The following is a 25,389-nucleotide window of genomic DNA, read 5'->3' on the forward strand; positions in this document are numbered from 1 at the left end:
AGGGATTATTTAAGTGTTTTTGGCTTATAGAATTTTAATGCAAATAATAAAATAACCGCATAGCAGAGGATAGGAAGGAGATAAGCATGAGCAATATCTTTTTCTGCAATTCTACCCATTATTGGTGGGAAAACAGCTCCTCCAAACATCGCCATAACCAGGAATGATGAAGCCTGCTGAACTTTTGAACCTAATCTTTTGAGCCCCAGACTGAAGATCGTTGGATACATCACACTCAGAAAAAGGTTAAGCAAAATAAGACTGATGAATGAAACCCACCCTAAGCTTTGTGAAATAATAAGGCAGAGAACAATATTACATGCCGTAAAAATAGCCAGCAGCTTGTTGGGGGCAATAAACTTCATCAGAAAGGTTCCTATAAACCTTCCGATCATCATCATCGCCATACTTAAAGAAAAATAATAGGAAGCCTGGATCTCCGGAAGATGCATCTTTTCAACACCATAATTGATAAAATAAGCCCAGGTTCCGCCCTGTGCCGCGATATTAAAAAACTGTGCAATAACCGCGAATATAAAATGTCTCTGTTTGTAAAGTGGTGCATGAGGATCTGATACGGAAACATCTTCTCCGTTTTCATTCTCTGAGATCAGGATATCTTCTGCATGAGGATCTTTCAGATCAGGTACTCTGATAAAGCTGAAAATAATGGTAATAGCCAGAATGACAATACCAATCCACGTATAGAGATTTTTTACCGAATCCAGTGAGCCTGATCCGGAATCAGGACTTCCGAAAATGAAATATCCACCTAAAAGAGGGCCGATAATAGCTCCCAATCCATTAAAAGACTGAGCAAAATTAACCCTCTGGTCACTGGTCCTTTCGTCACCCAATGCAGCAACAAATGGATGTGCAACGGTTTCAAGAGTTGCCATTCCCATCGCCAGGACAAAAAGAGCCAGTCTGAAAAAGTCAAATGAAGAGGTATTGGCTGCCGGGATAAATAAAAAAGATCCGAGTGCGAAAAGCGAAAGCCCTAGTATAACGCCTAATTTATACCCAAATCTTTTCATAAAAAGACCCGCCGGGATACCCATCAGTGCATAGGCTCCGAAAATGGAAAGCTGCACAAGTCCTGATTTGGATTTTGAGATATTGAGGACATTCTGAAAATGCTTGTTCAATACATCACCCATAGTAAGAGCAATCGCCCAGAAGAAAAATAAAGAAGTAACAAAAGACAGAATGATATAATATTTTTTATCTGTAAATTTTGGAGTATTCATATAGTATGTTTTTAAGAAGTTTTACAGCTGTTTTTTTCTCTGAATGCTCTGAATTCTTCATAAGTATAATCAGGGCATGCCCCGGATTTGGAAGTGATAAAAGCACCTAATGACGTGGCCTGTTTCATAATCTCTTCCGGAGATTTTCCCTGAATTCTCTTAGAAAGGAATCCTGCCAGAAAAGAATCTCCACTGCCCACAGTATCTGCAATTTCAATATGAACCGCCGGAAAATTATAAGCCTTGTCACCCACAAAATATCTTGCTCCTTTGCTTCCTTTCGTAAGAACAATCTCTTTAAGGTTGAAATAATTCTGAAGATGCCTGATGCTGGTATCTTCATCAGTATAATCTTCGCCAAGATATTCAAGAATGGTTCTGAGTTCTGCCTTATTCATTTTTACGAGATCAGCCTTGTGCAGTAGTTTTCTGATAAATTCAAAATCGATAAAAGGAGGTCTGAAATTGACATCAAAAACCCTGAACTTTGACCATTCCAAAAGTTCCAGCAGAGTTTTTTTTGCGACTTCATTTCTGGTAACCAGACTTCCGAAGACAAATGCTTCAGAGTTTTGAATCAGTTCTGCATGTTCAGGGAGAGCTTCAATATAATCCCAGGCTACCTCATTTACGATTTCATATACTGCTTCCCCGTGCTCATCAAAATTGGCAAGAACTGTTCCTGTTGGCTTATCCTGATCTAGCTGTATGAAATCTGTTGTTATTCCCCAATCGTTAATTTGACTGAGAAGCTGTTGTCCTAATTCATCATTCCCGATTCTGCTGAGCATTTTTGTATCAATTCCCATTTTGAAAAGATTATAGGCCACATTAAACGGTGCCCCTCCAGCTCTGGAACCTGATGGAAAGATATCCCAAAGAACCTCTCCAAAGCAGACAGCATATTTGTTTTTATTTGTTTTCATATTTAGTTAAACGTTTAAGTTAGTATTAAAAAAAATTATTTACAGGTTAGAATTATTTTTTTACAGATTGCTTATTGACAAATTTTGCTGATAATCTTATCTTTTTTCCGGTTTCTGTATAGTCGTTAATCTGTCTGTCAAGCAGCTTAATCGCTTCTTCTGCCATTTCTTCAATAGGCTGCTGGATATAGCTTATTTCAGAAGGAAAAAGCTGATAAGCATCTGTCTCGTCAAATGCCAGTACGGAAATCTGTTCCGGAACTTTTATATTATTTTTAACGATATAGGAAAGCCCTGCCACTGCCAGTTTATTGCTGGAAAAATAAAGTGCCGTATTTTCAGGTTTTTTGTCCAGCATATTTTCAAGTTGTGAATGTACCTCGTGCGCAATATTTTCCAATCCCACCAGCAGGTATTGTGTTTCAACTGTTTTTTTTGACGATCTGACCGCTTTTTCAAAACCATGCTGACGGTCCAGCAGGTGTGGAAGTTCAGTTTCATAGCCTATATAAATTATTTTATCAAAATCTTTATTAAGAAGTAAGCTGGTTGTACTTTCAGCTATTTCCTGATTGTCAATGGTAATACCAGGAATAGCAACTCCTTTGAGATATCGGTCAATCGTAACGATGGGATATTTGATATTGATAAGATTCTCCAGTGTTTTCTCCGATCCTGCCACCGGAGCAACAATCATCCCGTCAACCTGCTGCTGCGAGAAGAGTTCTGTCAGCTTTTTAAATTTGTCAGCGTTCTCATCAGAACTGCCAATGATTAAAGTATATCCTAACTTTAATGCCTTATTTTCAAGATTTCTCGCAATATGAGAGTAGAATTCATTGGAAATATCTGCCACAATGAGTCCTAAAAGTTTTGTTTTACTGGTTTTAAGGCTTTTTGCTATTTTATTAGGAGTGTAGTTAATCGTTTCAGCAATTTCAAGAATTTTTTTTTGGGTCTCTTCACTTATGCGCTGCCCTTCTTTCCTGTTAAGCACATAAGATACTGTGGCTACAGAAACTCCAGCCATTTTAGCAATATCTTTTATCGAAGACCTTTTCATTTTATTATTTTCTGTGCAAAAATATTTGATAAAATATCAAAAAAACAATAGTGTGTTTTTTTTGGAGATGTGAGAAAAAAGTGTAATTTTGACGATTTTTACAAATAAAAATTAATACCCTGATTATCAATTATTTATATTGTTGTAGTGACTTTAAGATGAATGGAGTATTAATTTATTGTATCGTAATCATTAAATTTGGTTAAACGTTTATCCAATAAATGTTAAAAAAAATCCATTTTTAAGATTAAACAGATTTCCTGAATAGCATAAAAATCTAAGTTTTATGATTAGCTAAGGAGTAGGAATGATACTTTTAATATATTCTGATGGGGTAATCCCTTCAATTTTTTTAAAAGTTCTGTTAAAAGTAACCTGATTTGAGAATCCTGAAGCGGTATATATATACATGAGATTAACTTTATTTAAGTCTTCTTCTTTCAGCATTTTTTTGACATTTTGTATTCTGCAGAAATTTAAGTATTGGCTGTAACTGTCATATCCATTTAACTTAATAGCTGTTGATATATACATACTGTTTGAATTAATTAATGAGGAAAGGCCGGACAAACTGAGATCAGGGTTTGTAAAATGCCGTTCATCTTCAATAATCCTTTTTATATTACTGAACAAAACCATATATTTTTCTAAATCTTTTTCATCTTTCAGATCTTTTTCAGGTTTTTTTTCAGTGTTTATCGAATCGTTAATGATAAAAATCTTTTCATTCTCAATACTATTATTATGTTCATCATTTTCTTTCCTTTTTATTAAACGGTTGTAATGCATTAATAGCATGAGTATAAATACATTCGAAAAAAAGACAAGTACCTCCGAAATCTTTCTGGACGACTCTGTGATAAAAATAAACTCATTAAACTGATAGAACTGATTTAGTAAAAAAATGATAACAATAAGTAAGAATACATATATCGTATATATATATACATATTTTTTTGAAAAAAAAGTGTCAGCAGCAAGAATGATCGGCAGAAACCAGGTGGAAACAAGAATATTATTTTTCCACGCATTGAGCATTATATAAGTAAGAAACAATGAAACTGCAACCATATAGATGTGGACCATCTTATTAATATCATATTTAGGCAGAATGATTAGCCATGTATACAATACAAGGGATAAAAATCCAAAAATATAGAAAGATAAGAATGTTGTCTGAAGATAAAGATATAGATAAACAGAGTAAAAGCTTAGAATTATGGTTATGATGATAATGTAATTAGCTATCAGCTCTCTTTTCAGCTGATCAACCGATGCAGTTTTAGAATTTCTAAATAATTTCATTTAACTAACATTTATTATTAAATAATTTTAATTATTGATAATGTTTTTAATCCTTTATGTCAAAGTGATGGATTTTTAATAACAATTATTAAATATGGTTTTATATTTATAATAATATTTCTAGCAGGCAAAATAACTGAAAAAAAAATTAATTACTACTTTATTTCCATCTGCTGAGAGGAAATGAGTCATAAAAACAATAGTCTTTTTTAAAATTGTTTTATTACAACTTCCTGTTATTAAGCATATTGATGATTTAATGCTTTTTATTCTATTGCAATTCAAATATTAAATATGTTTTAACTTATTTATTTGTTTTCAATTGTTTTAAGTCGGATTATATAAATGTATTGACGCTATAATCAATATATCGATTCTTTGTAGATAACTTTGTTAGAGCCCTTTGAGGCAATTCTTTAAAAAACAAACGATCAAAAAATTTACTGTTATGAAAAAAAGTTTATTATCCCTGGTGCTAACTTGTTCCTTGGTTTCAAGCGCTTATTGTCAAGTAGGTATAAATACCTTAACTCCACAAGGTATCCTCCACATGAAAAACACTACAAAAAAATTAGGGGTAGTGATGCCTATCGTTGATTCTGCTCCTTCAACAGTTACTCCCTCGGGGATGACTCCCGTGGAGGCTACCGTAGTATATGATTCTATCAAGCAGTGTTTACGACTGAATACATCGGCTGGATGGTCAGATTGTCTTTTGGATAAATCCGCAGTTGAAGGATTAATATCTTCATCCGTTCTTGGTGACAGATTCTGGATGGTGAGCAAGTATTCCAGTGATACCAGTGAGCTTATGCAGAAGAGATTTAATTATACTTATAGTACTACTGTTTTTAATAGTATTACGGATAATAATTTTCTTACAGGAGCTGGTTACAAAACATTTGGTTTAGGGCTTTCTCCTGCCGGAACTCAGGCACCTGCCACCAGATTGCTTGCGAAATCGGCGCTTACAATGAATGGAGGGCTGGAATCAAGAACTGTAATTACCACTTCGGGGGATATCTATGTAACCGGTTATAATTATAATGGAAAACTGGGAACAGGGGGCAACGGTGATGTAATAGACAGTTGGGTAAAGGTTACTATTGCAGGTTTAGCAGCTGGTGAAAAGCCAATTCAGGTACAGCAAAGTGCTTATAATTCTGTTATACTGACCAACCTTGGTAACGTTTACGCTGCAGGTGATAATGCAAGAGGGCAAACGGGTTTAGGTACTACAACGGGAAATACCTTAACCTATACTAAAATACCTTCATTAAGTAATATTAAATCTATATGGAGCGAGCAGGAAAGAACTACCAACAATATGTTTACTGCAATAGATGCTACCGGCAAAGTGTTCGCATGGGGGTATAATTTTTACGCAGGGCCATGGGGAGCAACTGTATCATCTATTTCAACGCCACAGGATATCTCCAGTTTCTTTGCTGCAGCTACTGCCGGCGGAGCAAAAGTGGCTAAAGTAATGATTGGGTATTATTCATTGATTGCAATGATGGACAATGGTACAGTATGGGGATCAGTAGCCCAGGGATTTCCTTTATCCAGAATAGGTAAGGGTACTGGGAATGCTGCAAATAGTAATTTAATGTTGATTTCTGATGGTATTTCCGTAGCTTCTGGGGAGAATATTGTTGATTTTGATATGGATATGGATGGAGCTGTAGTCATTACCAATCATTTTGTATGGTATACAGGATTCTCTTACAATTATAGATTTGGAAATGGTAATACAGGCCAAAGTACTAGCTGGACTTTGCTTTCATCATCATTGTTTGACGGTACAGTAACTTTAAATTCTTTGGACTTAGGATATTACGGTATGATTATCGCAACCGGAAGTGGCCTGTCGGAAGGAGGAAGCCGATTAATTGTTTCCGGTAATAATGTATATGAAAATCTTGGAAGCTCACCGGCAACCGGAGATGTTCAGAACTCAACATATGCAACTTATTAATTATACGATATAAATTATAGATGTTTAAGAAATTATGGAATTTAAGAATATTCATATTGGCAGTTTAATTGAAAAAAGAGTTTTGGAGTGTGAATTAGATTTAGGGAGAATTTGTAATTTCTTTAAATGCAGTATTGAAGAAGTTGAGAAAATGTATCAGCTGAAAAGTATGGATTCTGAACTTATACTTCGATGGAGTAAACTGACAGATTATGACTTCTTCAGAGTGTATTCACAACATTTAATATTATATTCTCCTAAAGCAGTAAACAGCAGTAAAGTTAACACTACAAATCTCCCAAAGTTTAAAAAAAATATATATACCCAAGAGATTATTGAGTTCTTTTTAGAACTGATAAACTCGGGAGAGAAAAGTAAAAGGCAGATTATTGAAGAATATAATATTCCCAAAACTACTCTTTATAAATGGATTGTTAAATTTCCCGAATCTCATAATGTCTGAAACCTAATATTCTTATAATATCATGAAAAGATCTTCACCAAATTATATAAAAATTTATTCTGATATTATCCAGCGGAAGTTTCCTCATAAAAAAGAGGAATGTGAATGGTTTCTGACAAAAAAAGAGCTGTCTGCTGTGGATATAATAGAGCTGAATAAAAGAATTTTTGGAACAAAGGATGAAGAAGTCAAAAAGATGAATCAAAAACTTCGTTCCTATAATAAATCTGATATTCTGGATATACTCACTTACCAGAAAAATAATAAAATGAGTAATCTTAAAGTAGCAGAACACTTTGGATTAAGCAGAAATACAATGACAAAATGGAAAAGGATGTTTAAATAATTAAAAATTAATTGTAATAAGATTGTTATAAGTTTGGGAATGGGAGCTCTTTAAGGGCTCCCATTTAATTTATTCGATCAGTCTCTTTTTTCTAAAGTATTATACCGGTTTAATTTAAATAGTAAACAGCATTGCTACAGAAGCTGTGGCCATGAATATGAAAGTAGCCCATAATAAGATTTTTGAAAGCCATCGGCTTTTGAATTCCCCCATAATACGCTCACTTGCTGAGATCCGGATGATGAGAAACAACAGAGGGACTGCAGCCACGCCATTTAATACAGCTGTATAAACGAGAGCTTTAACAGGGTTGATGCCAATGAAATTCATGCACAGACCAATGAGTGTTGATATGATGATGACAATATAAAAACCCTTGGCCTTTCTGAATGTGAAACCAAAACTCGCATTCCAATCGAATGCTTCAGAAACAGCATATGATGCTGAGCCTGAAAGAACGGGAATCGCAAGCATACCCAAACCGATAATTCCAATTGCGAATATAATCTTGGATATCAATCCCGAATGAGGAAAAGACTGTACAAGAGGCTCTAAAGCTTTAGCTGCATCCGCAGCTGTATTGATATCGGTGATATGGCTTCCATGGAGTACCGTTCCTCCAACCAGTATAATACACCAGGTTGTAAATTCAGAAATAAGCATACCTATATTATTATCTTTTCTCATGGCATGAATATGAGCCCATCCGATTTTGGGTTTTCCGTCCCGGATCAGCCCTTTTTCATTTTCTTCTTCTACCTCCTGGGAAGCCTGCCAAAAGAACATGTATGGCGTAATAGTAGTCCCAAATACTCCTGTGATAATGAAAAGAAAACTGAAAGAAAATTCAAAGTGAGGGACAATGGTTGCTTTCAGTATATCTTTCCACGGCTGATCAATGATAAATGCCGTAAGAGGGTAAGCAAGAAGGGATAATGCGAGCCATTTAAGTATCGTTGAATAAACACGGTAATTTGTGAAAATCTCCAGAAGGAGTATGCTGACAGTAAAGAAAAGCATTAATACAATAATATCAGCAGGAATAATTAATTGTGCCGCCGCCGCCATAGCCCCGATATCTGCCCCAATATTAATGGTATTGGCAATAATTACCAGCCCGACAGCACTGTAAAGTATCTTTTTACTGTAATGATCTTTGATCACTCCAGTCAGTCCTTTTCCTGTCACCATTCCAATTCTTGCGCAAGCTTCCTGAACAGCGGTCATAAATGGCAGCATGTAAAGCGCTGTCCATAGCTGTCCATAACCAAATTGTGCACCTGTCTGAGAATAAGTAGCAATTCCGGACGGATCATCGTCGGCAGCACCAGTTGTTAATCCTGGGCCTAATAATCCAAAGAATTTTTTGATTTTTCTGGTTCGGGTTTGAACATAACGTTTAGCTGACATACCGTATGGGAAATTTGTTTCTACAATATACTATTTAAATGAGATTCATCTTTTTATTTTCATCTTTTTCTTAGAATTTCGGCTGGAAGTCAGTAATAAGGTTAAAGATAATTTATGGATTATTAAATGCTGTTGTGTAAAAGCCTCTGGATTCCGATTCTTTGCTATCAATTAAACCGAAAGATGGTTCATAAATATTATACTATTTAAATTAAAAGTATATTTATATTCTTTTTGTTATAAATTATAAGTATATTTGTATACTAATTACCAGCATATGGATTACAATCTTTTAAAAGCAGTTGTGGAATTAATTCAACAATTTGCAGAAGAAAATAGAGGTAGTACTTTATACAGTGATGACCTTCAGGGCTTTATAGAATGGATTAATGCTTCTCATAAAGAAAATTACTTATCTGAAGAACCTTCTTGGAAGGGTAAAGATATGGGGAGAAGTTCAGAAAGTGTAATCAATACTTTACTGATAAGAATAGGGAGATATGCAAAATCATATTCTAAATCTGTGATTAATGATTCTCTGTTCTCCAGTCAGGATGACTTCATATATCTTATCAGTCTGAAATCTATGGGGCCTATGTCAAAAATAGACTTGATCAGACACAATGTACATGAAAAACCTGCCGGAATTCTTATCATCAACCGTCTTATTCATAATGGATGGGTTGAGCAGGCTATTTCCGAAAATGATAAAAGAAAAAAGCATATTCAGATTACCCAAAAGGGTCTTGATATGCTGGATCAACATATGAATAAGATTCGTAAAGCTTCGAGGATCGTAGTAGGGCGCCTTACCTATTCTGAACAAATGCTGCTTATTGGTATACTTTCAAAGCTGGATGAATTTCATTCTTCGGTTTATCGGATGAATCTGGAAGCAAGAGATTTGCTGGATAATGCATACAAAAAACTGAACTGAGCTGCTAAAAAGTACCATCGTAAAATATTTAATAAGGATTATGAATACGGAGAAATCAAGAAAAAAAATAGCGGTAATAGGTTCAGGATTTTCTGGACTGTCTGCAGCTGCATATGCAGCAAAAGCAGGAAATGAGGTACATGTATTTGAAAAACATAATCAGCCGGGAGGACGGGCAAGACAGTTCAGAACACCGGAAGGATATGTTTTTGACATGGGCCCTAGCTGGTATTGGATGCCTGATATTATTGATGGGTTTTTCAATGATTTTGAAATGAACTCTGATGATTTTTTTCAGCTTGTTTCTTTAGACCCTCAGTTTGAGATGGTTTTTTCAGAAGAAAAAATCTGTATTCCCAGAAAGAACAGTGAAATCCGTGAATTATTTGAAAAAATAGAAAATGGAGCGGGCGGGCAGTATGATAAGTTTATGCAGTCTGCAAAATATAAATATGAAGTGGGAATGCAGGATTTTGTTACCAAGCCCTGTTACAGCTGGCTGGAATTTGCTTCTTTAAAAATAGCAGGGAGTGCCTTAAAACTTGATCTTTTAAGTAATTTCAGAAAATATGTTTCAGGTTATTTTTCAGATCCTAAGCTCAGATCCCTGATGGAATTTCCTGTTATATTCCTTGGAGCTTCCCCTCAGAACATTCCGGCGCTGTATAGTCTGATGAACTACGGAGGGTATGTTTTAGGTACAAAATACCCCATGGGAGGTTTTTATCAGCTTGTGCTTGCTATGCAGCAGGTTGCTGAAAAACAGGGAGCTGTTTTTCATTTTAATCATGAGGTTCAGAAGATTAATACGGCAAATGATAAAGTTGTTTCAGTTAGTATTGATGACAAAGATTATGAGTTCGATGCAGTGATTGCCTCTTCAGATTATCACCACACGGAAACCCTGATTCCTAAATCTCTAAGAAATTACAATAACACTTATTGGAAAGAAAAAACATTTGCGCCTTCATGTCTGATTTATTATCTGGGAATCAAAGGTAAAATTCAGGGTTTAAAACACCATACATTATTCTTTGAGAATGAGCTTGATGACCATATAGACTGTATTTATAAAAATAAGAAATGGCCGGCAAAACCACTTTTTTATTCCTGCTGCCCATCAAAAACAGATCCTGAGGTTGCTCCTCAGGGTTGTGAAAACCTGTTTTTACTGCTGCCTCTTGCACCGGGAATATATGATGACGAGTCTACCAGGGAAAAATATCTGCTGGAAATGCTTAAAAGGATAGAAAAACATACAGGAACAGAAGATCTCCTTTCGAGGATTGAGTATAAAAAGAGCTATTGTGTCAGTGATTTTATTTCAGATTATAATGCTTATCAGGGAAATGCTTACGGATTGTCTAATACACTGTCACAGACTGCTGTTTTAAAGCCCAAAATCAGAAACAGGAAGATCAGGAATCTTTTCTATACCGGACAATTGACAGTTCCTGGACCAGGAGTACCTCCTTCGGTGATCTCAGGGAAAATAGTAGCAGCGGAAGTTAATAAACTAAAAATAAAATAATATGAAAAAATTGTTTGATGATTTGTCTTACGATGTAAGCAAATATACCACACAAAAATACAGTACCAGTTTTTCTTTAGGGATATTGGCATTGAAACCTTCCATTAGGCCTGCTATTTATGCAATCTACGGCTATGTCCGTCTTGCAGATGAGATTGTTGACAGTTTTCACGGTTATGATAAAGAAAAGCTTTTGAAAAGATTGAAGACAGAAACCTATCATGCACTCGAGGACAGAATATCACTGAATCCTATTTTACACTCATTCCAGGAAACTGTTCATCAGTATAAGATTGATATCCGCCTCATTAATCAGTTTTTGCACAGCATGGAAATGGATCTTTATAAAATAGAATATAATTCAGCATTGTATAATGAATACATTCATGGTTCTGCAGAAGTGGTGGGGCTGATGTGCCTGCAGATATTTACAGGAGGAGACAGGCAGCAGTTTGAGGAGCTTAAACCATTCGCCATGAAACTGGGTTCTGCTTTTCAGAAAGTCAACTTTTTAAGAGATCTTAAAGATGATTACCAGCTATTGGGGCGAAGCTACTTTCCTTCTTTGAATATGTCTGTTTTTGACAATTCTGTGAAAACTCAGATAGAAAATGAAATTGAAGAAGAGTTTAAAGAAGCATTAAAAGGAATTAGGAAACTGCCGGGATCTTCTATGTTTGGGGTTTATCTTGCCTACAGGTATTACCTGTCATTATTTGAAAAAATTAAAAAAACAAGTTCCCAGCATATCCTGAAGCAAAGAATAAGAATAGCCAATTCACAAAAGCTGTTTGTTGCGTTCAAAAGTTATATACGCTACAAATCTGCTTATTTATAAGGCACTGGGAATATTTGTGCTGAATGTATTAATAAAAAAAAAAAATGGTATACAGATTATATAGAGAGCAACAGCTGAACTGTGATATTGATACGGCATGGGAATTTTTTTCTTCGCCTCATAATTTATCGAAGATAACTCCGAAAAGCATGAATTTCGTTGTCCTGTCGGATGTTTATGATGAGCCTATTTTCCAGGGAATGGAAATCCGGTACAAGGTTTCTCCTTTGTTGGGAATTCCGATGGGATGGAAGACTGTAATAAGCCAGGTGGAGGATTATAAAAGTTTTACTGATTTTCAGGAGTCTGGCCCTTACAAATACTGGAACCACTTTCATGAATTTGTTCCGGATAAAAACGGAATATTAATGAAAGATACTGTAGACTATGAGCTTCCTTTAGGAATATTAGGAACAATAGCCCATAGTTTATTTGTAAAAGAAAAACTGGAAAGTATTTTCGATTTCAGGTATAAAGTTTTGAATGATCTTTTTAATAACAAATTAGGGGAAATATGAATTTTCTGATCGTTTTGTGTGTGTTTATTGCTATGGAAGGAGCTACCTGGCTTATTCACAGGTATGTCATGCACGGCTTTTTGTGGAGTCTGCACCGTGATCACCATGATCACAGCAATGAGGGAAAGCTTGAAAGAAATGATCTTTTCTTTTTCATTTTTGCGAGTCCGGCCATCGCTTTATTGTACCTAGGTGTAAAGCAGGAATTCAGCTATTGGTTTTTTATTGGTCTGGGAATAAGTCTCTATGGAATGGCTTACTTTTTTGTTCATGATATTTTTATTCATCAGAGGGCAAAAGTTTTCACAAAAACAAAGAATCCTTATTTTCTTGCTATACGCCGTGCTCACAAACAGCATCACAGGCATCTCGGGAAAGAAAAAGGAGAGTGCTTCGGTTTTCTTTGGGTTCCGGTTAAATATTTTAAAATGTATTTTAATAAGCAATGATGTCTTATACCTACATACTGATCAATTTTTTCACTGTCATTATATGTTTTTTGGCATCTTTTGACAGAAGGATACAATTTAATAAGCATTTTGGGACTTTCCTGCTTTCATCCACAATTGTAGCGATTCCTTTTATTCTGTGGGATATCTGTTTTACCAGGATGGGAGTGTGGTGGTTTGATCTGAAATACACTTTAGGATTTAAGATCGCCGGACTTCCGGTTGAAGAATGGTTGTTCTTTTACTGTATTCCTTTTGCGTGTGTTTTTACGTACTATTGTTTTGAGAAGTTTTATAAGCTGGCCTGGGCAGAGGTCTTCAATAATCTGATTGTTTTCACATCAGTGATTATCCTTGCTGTAGCCGGACTTTTGTTTTTTAATAAAATATACACTTTGCTGACGGTGATCGTAACCATCCTTACATTGTGTTATCTGCATTTTATAGCCAAAAAAGGATGGATAGGAAAGGTGAGTCTCGTGTATCTTATTTTAATGCCGGGCTTTTTTGCGGTAAACGGAATCCTCACCGGATCTGTAATTCCGTCCCCTGTCGTTAATTATAATCCGGAAGAGTTTATGGGAATAAGAATGATTACCATTCCTGTTGAAGATGCTGTTTATGGTTACAGTCAGTTTTTACTTAACATTTATTTCTTTAAAAAATTGAATAAAAATGAAAAATAAAATAATTTTCGCCCTATTAATAGCCTTTGGATGCATATTGATTTCCTGTTCGTCCATCCCGGAAAAAGCAGAACCTGTTAAAAACTTTGATATCAGCAAATACCTGGGGACATGGTATGAAATTGCGAGGTTTGATTATCGGTTCGAAAAAGATCTTGATAATGCAATAGCTCAGTATAGCCTGAATGGTGACGGAAGTGTAAAGGTGGTCAACAGCGGATATAATTTTAGAAAGAACAAGTGGGTATCGGTTGATGGCACGGCGAAATTCCGTGGAGACAAGACCGTTGCAGCGCTGAAGGTAAGTTTTTTCGGGCCTTTTTATGCCGGATATAATGTGATTGCCCTTGAAGATTACCAATATGCTTTGGTTGCCGGAAAGAACTTGAACTATATGTGGATTCTTTCACGGAAAAAAAACATTCCTGAAAACATCAGGGTTAACTTTATGAAAAAAGCAAAGGAAATTGGTTATGACACTTCAAGGCTTATCTGGGTAAAACAGGATAGAAAAAGTCCTTTTGAAAAATAACACTTAATAACATATAATTTTAAAACGATTAATATTTAGACCATGCTCAAAATACAAGCACAATCCAATATACCGACGGATTACGGAATATTTACTGTTTATGCATTTTCAGGAAGTGAACAGGACTGGAGCCCGCATTTAGTCTGGGTGGCAGAAAATACAGATTTTGATAAGCCGGTTAATGTCCGCTTTCATTCAGAATGTATCACAGGAGAAGTGTTTCATTCTAAAAAATGCGAATGCGGGCAGCAGCTGAATGCTGCTATGAAATATATGTCTGAAAATGGAGGTGTGATTATTTATCTCCGCCAGGAAGGCCGGAATATAGGGATCATCAATAAGCTGAAAGCTTATGCGCTTCAGGAACAGGGATTTGATACTGTGGAGGCAAATCTGAAGCTGGGTTTACCTGCTGATGGAAGGAATTTTGATGCAGCAGTAGAAATGCTGAAAATTCTCAGGATCAAAGAAATTAACTTACTGACGAATAATCCGGATAAACTTAAATCTGTTGAAAAAAGCGGTATTGTCCTCAAAAGAAGAATCCCTTTGGAGATAGATTCCAATGAATTGAATGAAGGCTATCTTATCAAGAAAAAAGATTACTTTGGCCATCTTTTAGAGAAAATATAATGGGCTCTCAGCCTGCCGGAAAATTGTAATGATCTCTAAAATACAATAATTATGGAGAAAATACTGCTTACAGGAGCTACCGGATATATCGGTAAAAGGATGATCAGTGTAATTGCTGCTCAGGGATACAGAGTAGTCTGCTGCTGTCGGGATATCAGCCGTTTTACCAGGAGTACGGAAATTGATGATGAACAGATAGAGCTCATAGAGGTTGATTTTCTAAAACCGGAGACCTTAAAGAATATTCCGGAAGATATTGCAGGTGCATATTATCTGATGCATTCTATGAGCAATATGGATGATTATGAAGATTCTGAAAAGAAATGTGCTTCTAATTTTGCTCATTATATAGAAAAAACACAGTGTAAGCATATCGTTTATCTTTCCGGTCTTGTGAATGAAAAGGAATTATCAAAGCATTTGAACTCAAGGTATGAAGTTGAGAAAATTCTAATGGAATGTGCAGTGCCTGCAACAGTTCTTCGGGCCGGAATTATAATTGGCTCAGGAAGTGCTTCTTTTGAAATCATCAGAGATCTTGTTGAGAAATTACCCGTCATGGTAGCTCCCAAATGGCTCCATACCCAATGCCAGCCGATAGGTATCGCCAATGTGCTTGATTTTCTCATTTTTGTTTTGTTGAAGCCTCAGGCCTATCAGAAAAACTTTGATATTGGCTGTGATGATATATTAACCTATAAAGAAATGCTATTGCAGTTTGCAAAAGTAAGAGGCCTTAAAAGAACAATTTTTACACTGCCGGTTATGACTCCGAGGCTTTCTTCATACTGGCTCTATTTTATTACCTCTACTTCCTACAAACTGGCGAAAGCTCTCGTGGGAAGCATGAAGATAGAGGTTGTCTGCAGGCCTGAAAGTCTGGCTGAAATCAAATTGATTACCGGAGTACAGCCTTTTTCTTACGATACTGCATTGAAAAGAACACTCGCAAAGATACAGGCCAATGAAATTGTATCCAGCTGGAAAGACAGTTTTATCAGCAGCCGGAATGATTCGACATTAAAAGAATTTCAGGATGTTCCTAAATACGGATGTTTTACAGACCTCAGAAGTGAGGTGTATGACGACAGGGAAATGTGCCTGAACCGGATATTCCGGATAGGGGGTATTAATGGTTGGTACGGACAGTATCTTTGGAAAATAAGAGGTTTTCTCGATAAGCTTGTTGGCGGCCCTGGATTAAGGAGAGGCAGAAGGCATCCTATGGAGCTCAGAGAAGGAGATGCGCTGGATTTCTGGAGGGTCTTGTATGCTGACCGTAAAGAAGGAAAGCTTATTCTGCTGGCTGAAATGAAACTTCCGGGAGAAGCCTGGCTGATGTTTAAGCTTTATAAAAATAAAATCTGGCAAAAAGCGGTATTCCGGCCCAGAGGAATATGGGGCAGGCTTTATTGGTTCATGGTGCTGCCATTTCATGGATTTATATTTAAAGGAATGATTAAAAAACTTGGCGGAAGAAAATAACCTTTTGACTTTAAGAAATTTTTAACATTTTGAATAGCTTTTAGGCATGGGTATTGTTTATTTATATACCAAATTACTTAAATATTATATTATGAACAATTCAGATTACAACAAAGCGGAAAAGGCAGTTAACGAAACAGAAAACTCTTTGAAAAATGCAGCGAACGATGCAAAATGGAAAATCTCTGATCTGGCAGATAAAGCGAGGGATTATATCAATGAAAAAAGAGATAATGATCAGGAAGCGACTCAGGAAGATTGGCTTGATAGGGTAAAATCAAATTTTTCTGAGGCTTGGGAAGATATCAAAGATAAGGCAGATGAGGCTTGGGAGAAAACGAAAGATGCGGCTGAAGATGTAAAAGCTGAATGGAGAAAGAAAACAAATTAATGTTAGTTTAAAGGAATGACCGGAAATCTTAAGATTTCCGGTCATTTTATTATGTGGTATATTTATAGTCTATTTTTTTATTTGAGACATGTTCGGTTGAGTTATTTAGGTTTCCGCAATCCAGAAGATTAATATAGTATTCTCCGGCCATCAAGTTTTATCACCTCATTGGTTACCATCTTTTTCACTGTTCTGATTACCGTTTCAACCCTCAATCCAGTAAGATCAGCAATTTGCTGGCGGGTAAGCTCAATGGGAAAACAGTGCTGACAGTCCCCATCATGATAACTCTTAAGATAATCGAGTAAGCCTTTTAACCGTTGGGCAGGATCTGATGATGCCATATTACGGACCATTAAACTGTTATAATAAAGCCTTTGTGATAGACACATATTCATTTCCAGCGAAATATCGGGATTGCTTTTTAACATTTCCATGAAATTATTTTTAGGCATTCTTATGATTTCGGTGGGTTGTAAACTTACAGCATTGGTAGGATAAAGTTTCTCGATAAATAAAAGAGGATCACCAAAACTTTGATTTTTGCCTAAAATATTCAGAATAAATTCTTTTCCGTTTTCATTAAATGTATTCAGTTTCACTTTTCCACTGATAATCTGAAAGTAATACTGTGAATGCTCACCTTCCCTGAAAATAAACTCTTTAGCCCTATAAATGATATTTTCACCCCCGAATTCGTAAAGAGTTTTCTCATCGATATTCATACAACTTACTGTTTTTTTCATAGGTTTTATTTTTCTGAAAAATTAGAGAGAATTTTTTAAATCCAATAAACAATTTCAATCCTCATGCCATTGACATCTTTTCCGTAAAATGTGGTATGAAATCCCTATTGATAATCCCTTAAAAATTGCTGCTTTTTAAAATATTGTGAGTATTTTTGAGGCTAAAGTATCTGTAACTAATTATTGATTTTAACTTCTATGATTTTAATTGTTGATGACAACCAAAGTAATCTTTACTCCCTTCAAAAATTGCTTGAATCTAAGGATTTCCAGGTAGAAACAGCCAGCTCAGGTGAGGAAGCGCTTGGTAAAGCACTGAAAAATGACTACGCCTTAATCATTCTGGATGTTCAAATGCCCGATATGGATGGTTTTGAAGTGGCTGAAACACTCGCCGATTACAGTAAAACCAAAGAAGTTCCCATCATATTTTTATCCGCTGTCAATACCGATAAAAAGTTTATAACAAGAGGATATGCTTCTGGTGCCAAAGATTATGTTACCAAACCCGTAGATCCTGAAATTCTTCTTCTCAAGGTAAAAACATTCTATAATCTTCAGGAACAGAATATTGCCATGAAAAAAACACAGCAGAATCTTGAGCTGGAAGTGAAAGGAAGACGGGAATCTCAGGTAACCATGAAATCCCAGATTGATCATTTTCATTTAATGCTGGAATCACTTCCCCAGATTGCATTTACCCTGAATGAAAAAGGAACGGTTGATTTTGTGAATGGGAAATGGTACCAGTATTCTGATTCTGAACAGAGTTTTCCCGAAACCCATCCTGACGATCACGATATCAAAGAAGAATTTGAAAGATGCATGAGAAAAGGCAAAGCTCTTGAATTAGAGATCAGAATTAAGAATGTTATTTCCGGAGAGTACCGTTATCATCTGCTTCGGGTAACCCCTGTATATGATGAGAACCGTATCAAAAACTGGGTTGGAACTTTTACTGATATTGATGATCAGAAGAAAGTGGAAAAAGAAAAAGATGAGTTTTTGAGCATTGCAAGCCATGAATTAAAAACTCCTTTAACCAGTATTAAAGCTTATGTTCAGCTGCTGGAAAGAAAATTAAAGCTGGATAAAGAAAGTTCTGAAGCCGGATTTGTAACAAAAGTCCAGGGGCAGATTGAAAAGCTGAACACCCTTATTACTGATCTGCTGGATGTTTCCAAAATAGAAAACGGGAAACTGAAAATCAATAAGAAACCGGTTAATCTGGAAAGTGTAATCAGCAATGCCATTGAAACAATACTCCAGACTCATGATGAACGCAAAGTAAAAATTGAACGTCATGGCACCAAACCGGATATTCTGATTCCTTTAGATGAAATCCGTATAGAGCAGGTGTTGATTAATTTTCTTACCAATGCGATTAAATATTCACCCCATAACAATCAGGTTATTGTGACCACATTTGTAGATGAGGAAGCACAGGAGGTAAGAGTTAATGTAACAGATTTTGGAATTGGTATTCCTGATTTTAAGCAGGATGCTGTATTCAAAAAGTTTTACCGTGTAGAAGAGTCCTCACTGCAGTTCCAGGGAATGGGAATCGGATTGTTTATCTGTGCAGAAATTATCAAGCAACATCACGGGAACGTCGGTGTTTCCAGTATAGTAGATGAAGGCTCTACCTTTTATTTCACTTTACCATTAAATTAATTTTCATGCCGAAAAAAATTATAAGAAATCTCCAGTTTGGAGTCGGTTTCTCACTTTTGATTTTAATAGCCAGCTCACTGGCTTCCTATTGGAGTATTCAGAATCAGATGAATCATCGTGAGAGTCTTTCCCGAAGCAGACGGTCTGTAACAGCGGTAAAAGATGTTTTGGTAGCCTTACTGGATGCTGAAACAGGAAACCGGGGATATCAGCTGACCGGAAGAGAAGACTTTCTTGAACCGTATAAGCGCGGCTTAAGAGAATATCCCAAAGCTTTGGTACGTGCAGAATCACTAGGACTGCAGGATCAGAATCAGCTGGAAAGGCTTGCCGGCCTGAAAGCTGCGGTCAATCAGGTAATGGAAAACCTGAAACAGCTGGTTGAAAACAGACGTAAAGGTATTGTCATGACCCAGCAGCAAATTGTGACAGGTAAAGGCTATATGGATCAATGCCGGAAAATTGTCAATGATTTTGTGCAATATGAAGAAAGTCAGCTTGAGATTAAAAATAAGGACTTAAACAGGTCGTCCGATACTACTGTTCTTTTTATTATGTTCTCGGCCCTTGCAGCAGTCGTGGTAACAGTCTTCTTTTATATTAAAATGCGGGCAGATCTGATCAGGAGAGATAAGCTGGAGAGAATGCTTAAAGAAAAAGATCAGGAGATGACACGCCGTGTAAGTGCTATCCAGAAGATTGCCAACAGAGTGGCCAACGGTGATTACAGTGAAAAGGTCATTGATCATTCAGAGGATGATCTCGGAGATCTTGTAGGGTCTCTTAATCATATGACAGAATCCCTTAAAATCTCTTTCGATAAAATTAATAAAAGTGACTGGCGGCAGAAAGGTCTTGCTTTACTGAATGAATCTTTAGTGGGAAATAAATCGGTAAAAGAAGTTTCTGATAAGGCTTTAAAACAGCTTATTGAATATGGAAGCTGTATCAACGGTTCACTATACCTGTACGATGAAGGGATTTTAAAACTGAATAAAGCATTCGGACTGGAAGCCAATATGAAAAAGGTTTTTGAACCGGGAGAAGGGATGGTAGGACAGGCCTTTATCAATTCCAAAACCCGGGTTTACAACAACCTTCATGAAGATGATTTTGTAGTAACTTTTGCCAGCAGTACAATCAAGATTTATGGGATACTGCTGATCCCGATTTTTGCAGACGGACATGCTATAGGAGTTTTAGAGCTCGGTTCTACCTCCAATTTTGAAGAAGACAGGATCAGTTATTTTGAAGAATGCTGCATCAATATAGGAATTGCATTAAGTGCGGCAAAAGGCAGAGAAAAAGAGCAGCAGTTACTGGAAGAAACCCAGGCTCAGTCTGAAGAGCTGCAGGTGCAGCATTCAGAGCTGGAAAACCTCAATACAGAGCTGGAAGCACAGACCCAGAAGCTTCAGGCTTCAGAAGAAGAGCTGAAAGTGCAGCAGGAGGAGCTGATGCAGGCCAATGCAGAACTGGAGGAACGGTCAAGATTACTGGAAGAAAAAAATCATCTGATTGCTGAACGTAATAACGAAATTCAGAAAAAAGTGGAGGAACTGGCTCTGAGCACGAAATACAAATCAGAATTCCTTGCCAATATGTCCCATGAATTGCGGACTCCTCTGAATTCAATTCTTCTTTTATCACGCTTAATGGTTGAAAATCCTGATGAAAATCTTAATGAAGATCAGATAGAATCTGCAAAGGTGATCCAGAGTTCAGGAACAAGCTTATTAACACTGATTGATGAAATTCTGGACTTAGCCAAAATAGAGTCCGGTAAAATGACTCTTGAATATCAGGATGTGAGTATCGAAGAGATCATACAGGATTTAAAAAGCCTTTTTAATCCTGTATTCCAGGAAAAGAATCTTCCATTTAATATTCAGATTGATCCTGATGTACAGAAGGTTATTGAAAGTGACCGCCTCAGAATCGATCAGGTATTGAGAAACTTATTATCGAATGCTTTAAAATTTACAACAAAAGGAAGTATTGACCTGAATATCAGCAAGCCTATCGGAAAACCTGATTTTATTATGTTTTCAGTAAAAGATACCGGTGTAGGAATCGCAGAAGATAAACAGAAGATCATCTTTGAGGCATTTCAGCAGGCTGATGGATCCACGAAGAGAAAATTTGGAGGCACCGGACTGGGACTGTCAATCAGCCGTGAGATTGCCAAACTTCTTGGAGGCGAGCTTGTCCTGAAAAGTGAACTGAACAAAGGAAGTGAATTCAGTTTTATTATTCCTATATATGCCGTTACTGAAACCACTTCTTCTGAAACAGATCAGGATATTGTAGAAATCATACGTGAAGACGTGGAAGAAATCCAGAATATTCTTGATGAAGGTGAAAAAGAAACTATTCGGCCGAATACACTGGAAATTCCTGAAGATGTGGCAGATGACAGAGATGATATTAAGGATGGGGACAGGGTTATTCTTATTATAGAAGATGATATCCATTTTGCGAAAGCCCTTTTGAAATATGCCCATTTACAGAATTATAAAGGAATAGTTGCCGTAAGAGGAGATCATGGTCTGCCAGCAGCCAGGAAGTATAATCCACATGCGATCCTGCTGGACGTTCAGCTTCCGGTGAAAGATGGCTGGGAGGTAATGGATGAGTTAAAGTCGGATCCTGTCACCAGGCATATTCCTGTACATATGATGTCTGTTCTTCATCTTAAAAAAGAAAGCCTTATGAAAGGAGCTGTTGACTTCATTAATAAGCCGGTGGCGCTGGATAAAATGACAGATGTATTCAGGAAAATTGAAGACGCATTAAAAAAAGGGCCTCAGAAGGTGCTCATTGTCGAAGAAAATGCTAAACATGCCAGTGCTTTGTCCTACTTCCTGAGTAACTTTAATATTTCATTATCTGTGGTTCATAATGTAGAGGACAGTGTAAAAGCGCTGACCTCTGATGTTGTGGAATGTGTTATCCTGGATATCGGAAGTTCAAAAGGAAACGAATATCATGTTATCGAATCAATCAAAAGTTATGAGGGGCTGGAAAACCTTCCCATCATTATCTTTACAGAAAATAATCTGTCTAGGGAAGAAGAGCTGAAAATAAAACAGTATGCAGATTCTATTGTCGTAAAAACAGCACATTCATACCAAAGAATTTTAGATGAAGTAGGTTTATTCTTACATTTGGTGGAAGAAAAAAACAGTTCATCTGAAAGTACTACAGGGAGGGTATTAGGATCTTTAACGGAAGTTCTGAGCGGAAAAAAAGTTCTTATCACTGATGATGATGTCCGGAACATTTTTTCCTTAACAAAAGCGCTGGAAAAGTATAAAGTTGAAGTTATTGTTGCCATGGACGGTAAACATGCACTGCAGCAAATTCAGCAGAATCCTGATGTAGATGTTATTTTAATGGATATGATGATGCCGGAAATGGATGGCTATGAAACGATAAAGGAAATCAGGAAAATGCCGGCATTCAAAAGACTGCCTATTATAGCCGTTACCGCAAAATCCATGATTGGAGAACGTGAAAAATGTATTACGGCAGGAGCTTCAGATTATATATCGAAGCCGGTAGATATTGATCAGCTGCTGTCACTTCTTCGTGTTTGGTTGTATGAAAGTTAAACAGATATAATTCTGATGAATAAGAAAATTTTAATTGTGGATGATGATCCACGTAATATATTTGCATTGAAACTCACTCTTAAGGCCCGTGGATATGCTGTTGAAACCTGTACAATGGCCCAGGAGGCATTCGCTATCCTGAAGTCTGATCATCAGTTTTCTGTTGTGCTTATGGATATGATGATGCCGGGAATAGATGGATATGAAGCGGTAAAAATCATAAGAAGTACCCCGGAAATCAAAAATATTCCGGTCATTGCTGTGACTGCACAGGCGATGCCTGAAGACCGTCAGAAATGCATCGAAGCAGGAGCTGATGACTACGTTTCAAAACCAATTGATGTGGATCTTTTAATAACAGCTATAGAAAAATTTTCATAAATGCTGGAACCGAGTATTGTAAAAGATAAAGAAATCGAATTTCTGATCAATGATGTCTATGAGATGTATGGCTATGATTTTTCGGGCTATAGCAGGGCATCATTTAAAAGAAGAGTCAACAGGATCTGTTTGCTGGACAGGTTTACCAGTTTCGCAGAGCTCAGATATACCCTCATGAATGATCCTGAATATTTAAAACGATTTGTAGAGGAAGTTACGGTAAACGTTACTGAAATGTTCAGGGATCCTTCTTTTTTTAAAACCTTAAGAGATAAGATTCTGCCGCAGCTGGGTACTTATCCTCTGATCCGAGTATGGGTGGCAGGCTGCTCAACAGGTGAGGAGGCTTATTCCATAGCGATTCTGCTGAAGGAAGCAGGGCTTTATCATAAATCTCTGATTTATGGTACAGATCTGAATCCTTCTGTTCTGGAAACAGCAAGGGCCGGTGTTTTTCCCCTGCAGCAGATGAAACTTTATTCTGAAAATTATATGCTTTCAGGAGGGATCAGAGACTTTTCTGATTATTATACCGCCAATTATGACAGTGTGAAATTTGACGGGAGTTTACAGGAAAAACTTATTTTATCTACGCATAATCTGGTGTCAGACAGTTCTTTTAACAGCTTTCAGCTGATTATCTGCAGGAATGTTCTGATTTATTTTGATAGAGAACTGCAGGAAAGGGTATTCAAACTTTTTGACAGCAGTCTGGAAAATTTGGGTTTTCTGGCTTTAGGGGCTAAAGAAACACTTAGGTTTTCTACCATAGATAAGAATTATCATCAGGTTGAAGATCAGAAAATTTATAAAAAGATTGATCATCACTAATAGTTACTGCTATGAAATCACAGACAGACATAGAATTAATTGTTATTGGGGGGTCAGCAGGAAGCCTGCAGGTCATCATTGAAATGATCAAAAGCCTGAATGATTCCCTGGAGATTCCCATTTTACTGGTCCTTCACCGGAAGGCCCAGTCAGGTGATATTCTGCGGACTTTGCTGGAGCAGTTTACAAAAATACCGGTGATAGAAGTTGAAGATAAAACAGAAGTTAACCATCGGGCAGTATATGTTGTCCCCGCAGATTATCATTTGCTTTTTGAGAATAAGAGAAATATGTCATTGGACAGTTCCGAAAAGATGAATTATTCCCGGCCTTCAATAGATGTCACTTTCAGGTCAGCAGCAGAGGTCTACGGCGAAAATATGATCGGTGTGCTTTTGTCAGGAGCCAATGCAGATGGAGTGGAAGGCCTGAGTTATATAAAAAAATATAATGGAAAGGTCTGGATTCAGGACCCCGAAACAGCAGAAGTGGAATATATGCCCAAACATGCAATAGAAGAAATTGATTATGATTTAATTATCAGGCCGGATAATCTGGCAGATTATATCAATCAATTGCAATATTTGTAAATAGAATAAACTGAATAATATGAGTAAAAAGAAAATTTTAATTTTTGATGATGATACGGCTATTTTAGAAGTGATCACCATCATATTTGAAGAAAACGGCTATGATGTCAAAATATCAGAAACATCACATGATATTCTTGAAAAAGTGTCAGCGTATCAGCCGGATGTTATTTTAATGGATAACTGGATTCCGAAAATCGGTGGGGTGGAAGCAACAAGACTTCTTAAAAGCAGTGAAGAATTCAAGCACATTCCTGTTATTTATGTTACAGCAAATAATGATATCGTTGCTTTAGCATCAGAAGCCCAAGCGGATGATTATGTTTCAAAGCCTTTTAATCTGGATGATCTTGAAATGATGGTGGAAAAGCATATAAAAGAACAGGTATAAAAATTAAGCCAGTAAAAATCTCTCAGAATGTTGAGAGATTTTTATTTGTTTTCTAATGCCATCATGATCTGCCTTTTTGTCAGGCATAAAGTGTTCACATTATAAAGCAGAGAACGAAGTAAGAGATAAAGTTGGGGATTACCCATAATAGCATCTGAAAATGTATTGACCAGTATCAATTTTTTTGAAACTATATTCTGTGCAATAATATATTCATTGCTGACATCCACATCAATATTTAATTCTTTCTTTATGATTAAATTAAAATATTGATCAATAAGGTACTTATCATCAACAGGATCTGATAATTCAATTTTTGTTTCATCCATATCGTTTATTGTTAAACTTTAATATGCAAATTTTATACCGTCTGAACAAAAGATATCTTTTAAACAGCTGATTTATACAGTGCTTTCATTAG

The 25,389-nt window shown here is 36.5% G+C and carries 26 protein-coding genes; 19 read left to right on the top strand and 7 right to left on the bottom strand.

The window, feature by feature from the left end:
• Positions 1–5 precede the first annotated feature (5 nt).
• The 4 genes from CRS_RS02990 to CRS_RS03005 all read right to left on the bottom strand — a co-directional run bounded on the left by CRS_RS02990 (position 6) and on the right by CRS_RS03005 (position 4,544).
• Positions 6–1,250, bottom strand: coding sequence for a sugar MFS transporter (locus CRS_RS02990; protein WP_142722592.1), 1,245 nt, complete (start codon positions 1,248–1,250; stop codon positions 6–8).
• Positions 1,251–1,261: 11 nt separating this feature from the next.
• Positions 1,262–2,176, bottom strand: coding sequence for a carbohydrate kinase (locus tag CRS_RS02995; protein ID WP_142722593.1), 915 nt, complete (start codon positions 2,174–2,176; stop codon positions 1,262–1,264).
• Positions 2,177–2,228: 52 nt separating this feature from the next.
• Positions 2,229–3,239, bottom strand: a complete 1,011-nt coding sequence (locus tag CRS_RS03000) for a LacI family DNA-binding transcriptional regulator (RefSeq protein ID WP_142722594.1) — start codon at positions 3,237–3,239, stop codon at positions 2,229–2,231.
• A gap of 294 nt (positions 3,240–3,533) precedes the next feature.
• Positions 3,534–4,544, bottom strand: coding sequence for an AraC family transcriptional regulator (locus CRS_RS03005; RefSeq protein WP_142722595.1), 1,011 nt, complete (start codon positions 4,542–4,544; stop codon positions 3,534–3,536).
• 550 nt (positions 4,545–5,094) lie between these two features.
• On the opposite strand from CRS_RS03005, the gene CRS_RS03010 reads away from it, so the two are divergent.
• From CRS_RS03010 to CRS_RS03020, 3 genes are read left to right on the top strand one after another with little or no spacing between them, the layout of a single operon-like run.
• The gene (locus tag CRS_RS03010; RefSeq protein ID WP_142722596.1) at positions 5,095–6,522 is read left to right on the top strand and encodes a hypothetical protein; all 1,428 of its coding nucleotides are present in this window, start codon (positions 5,095–5,097) and stop codon (positions 6,520–6,522) included.
• Between the two features lie 34 nt (positions 6,523–6,556).
• Complete coding sequence (locus CRS_RS03015) at positions 6,557–6,985, top strand: transposase (protein ID WP_142722597.1); 429 nt, start codon at positions 6,557–6,559, stop codon at positions 6,983–6,985.
• 22 nt (positions 6,986–7,007) lie between these two features.
• Positions 7,008–7,331, top strand: a complete 324-nt coding sequence (locus CRS_RS03020) for an AsnC family protein (protein ID WP_142722598.1) — start codon at positions 7,008–7,010, stop codon at positions 7,329–7,331.
• A gap of 114 nt (positions 7,332–7,445) precedes the next feature.
• Here the strand turns inward: CRS_RS03020 and CRS_RS03025 are convergent, their stop codons facing one another.
• Positions 7,446–8,741: an NRAMP family divalent metal transporter gene (locus CRS_RS03025; protein ID WP_142722599.1), complete on the bottom strand. Its 1,296-nt coding sequence runs from the start codon at positions 8,739–8,741 to the stop codon at positions 7,446–7,448.
• A 277-nt stretch (positions 8,742–9,018) separates the two neighbouring features.
• Between CRS_RS03025 and CRS_RS03030 the strand changes: the two genes are divergently transcribed.
• From CRS_RS03030 to CRS_RS03075, 10 genes are all read left to right on the top strand, one after another.
• Positions 9,019–9,678, top strand: a complete 660-nt coding sequence (locus CRS_RS03030) for a MarR family winged helix-turn-helix transcriptional regulator (protein WP_142722600.1) — start codon at positions 9,019–9,021, stop codon at positions 9,676–9,678.
• A 40-nt stretch (positions 9,679–9,718) separates the two neighbouring features.
• On the top strand, positions 9,719–11,209 hold the full coding sequence (locus tag CRS_RS03035) for an NAD(P)/FAD-dependent oxidoreductase (protein ID WP_142722601.1): 1,491 nt from the start codon (positions 9,719–9,721) through the stop codon (positions 11,207–11,209).
• A 1-nt stretch (position 11,210) separates the two neighbouring features.
• Complete coding sequence (locus tag CRS_RS03040; protein WP_142722602.1) at positions 11,211–12,047, top strand: phytoene/squalene synthase family protein; 837 nt, start codon at positions 11,211–11,213, stop codon at positions 12,045–12,047.
• Between the two features lie 44 nt (positions 12,048–12,091).
• Positions 12,092–12,565, top strand: a complete 474-nt coding sequence (locus CRS_RS03045; RefSeq protein ID WP_142722603.1) for an SRPBCC family protein — start codon at positions 12,092–12,094, stop codon at positions 12,563–12,565.
• Positions 12,562–13,014, top strand: coding sequence for a sterol desaturase family protein (locus tag CRS_RS03050; protein ID WP_142722604.1), 453 nt, complete (start codon positions 12,562–12,564; stop codon positions 13,012–13,014). Before CRS_RS03045 ends, CRS_RS03050 begins: the two co-directional genes overlap by 4 nt.
• The gene (locus CRS_RS03055) at positions 13,014–13,700 is read left to right on the top strand and encodes a lycopene cyclase domain-containing protein (RefSeq protein WP_228451158.1); all 687 of its coding nucleotides are present in this window, start codon (positions 13,014–13,016) and stop codon (positions 13,698–13,700) included. The genes CRS_RS03050 and CRS_RS03055 overlap by 1 nt, the downstream gene beginning before the upstream one ends.
• A complete protein-coding gene (locus tag CRS_RS03060) occupies positions 13,690–14,232 on the top strand; it encodes a lipocalin family protein (protein WP_142722606.1) in 543 nt (180 codons plus the stop codon). Before CRS_RS03055 ends, CRS_RS03060 begins: the two co-directional genes overlap by 11 nt.
• A gap of 42 nt (positions 14,233–14,274) precedes the next feature.
• Entirely contained in the window at positions 14,275–14,865 is a 591-nt protein-coding gene (gene ribA / locus CRS_RS03065) for a GTP cyclohydrolase II (protein WP_142722607.1), read from the top strand.
• Positions 14,866–14,916: 51 nt separating this feature from the next.
• Positions 14,917–16,350 carry an SDR family oxidoreductase gene (locus tag CRS_RS03070; RefSeq protein ID WP_142722608.1) on the top strand — a complete coding sequence of 478 codons (1,434 nt, stop codon included), beginning with the start codon at positions 14,917–14,919 and terminating at the stop codon, positions 16,348–16,350.
• Positions 16,351–16,441: 91 nt separating this feature from the next.
• Entirely contained in the window at positions 16,442–16,741 is a 300-nt protein-coding gene (locus tag CRS_RS03075) for a hypothetical protein (protein ID WP_142722609.1), read from the top strand.
• 128 nt (positions 16,742–16,869) lie between these two features.
• Here the strand turns inward: CRS_RS03075 and CRS_RS03080 are convergent, their stop codons facing one another.
• Complete coding sequence (locus CRS_RS03080; protein ID WP_228451159.1) at positions 16,870–17,487, bottom strand: Crp/Fnr family transcriptional regulator; 618 nt, start codon at positions 17,485–17,487, stop codon at positions 16,870–16,872.
• 198 nt (positions 17,488–17,685) lie between these two features.
• Between CRS_RS03080 and CRS_RS03085 the strand changes: the two genes are divergently transcribed.
• Genes CRS_RS03085 through CRS_RS03110 form a run of 6 tightly spaced genes read left to right on the top strand, consistent with a single transcriptional unit; the run spans position 17,686 to position 24,968 of the window.
• Positions 17,686–19,161, top strand: coding sequence for a response regulator (locus tag CRS_RS03085; RefSeq protein ID WP_142722610.1), 1,476 nt, complete (start codon positions 17,686–17,688; stop codon positions 19,159–19,161).
• A gap of 5 nt (positions 19,162–19,166) precedes the next feature.
• Positions 19,167–22,775, top strand: coding sequence for a response regulator (locus CRS_RS03090; protein WP_142722611.1), 3,609 nt, complete (start codon positions 19,167–19,169; stop codon positions 22,773–22,775).
• Positions 22,776–22,790: 15 nt separating this feature from the next.
• Positions 22,791–23,156, top strand: a complete 366-nt coding sequence (locus CRS_RS03095) for a response regulator (protein ID WP_172616985.1) — start codon at positions 22,791–22,793, stop codon at positions 23,154–23,156.
• A complete protein-coding gene (locus CRS_RS03100; protein WP_142722613.1) occupies positions 23,157–23,987 on the top strand; it encodes a protein-glutamate O-methyltransferase CheR in 831 nt (276 codons plus the stop codon).
• Positions 23,988–23,998: 11 nt separating this feature from the next.
• Complete coding sequence (locus tag CRS_RS03105; protein WP_142722614.1) at positions 23,999–24,577, top strand: chemotaxis protein CheB; 579 nt, start codon at positions 23,999–24,001, stop codon at positions 24,575–24,577.
• Positions 24,578–24,596: 19 nt separating this feature from the next.
• Positions 24,597–24,968: a PleD family two-component system response regulator gene (locus CRS_RS03110; RefSeq protein ID WP_142722615.1), complete on the top strand. Its 372-nt coding sequence runs from the start codon at positions 24,597–24,599 to the stop codon at positions 24,966–24,968.
• Between the two features lie 41 nt (positions 24,969–25,009).
• On the opposite strand, the gene CRS_RS03115 is transcribed toward CRS_RS03110, so the two are convergent.
• A complete protein-coding gene (locus CRS_RS03115; protein ID WP_142722616.1) occupies positions 25,010–25,297 on the bottom strand; it encodes a hypothetical protein in 288 nt (95 codons plus the stop codon).
• Between the last annotated feature and the right edge of the window lie 92 nt (positions 25,298–25,389).

The sequence above is a fragment of the Chryseobacterium sp. ON_d1 genome (assembly GCF_006829085.1).
In the GTDB taxonomy this organism is placed as follows: domain Bacteria; phylum Bacteroidota; class Bacteroidia; order Flavobacteriales; family Weeksellaceae; genus Chryseobacterium.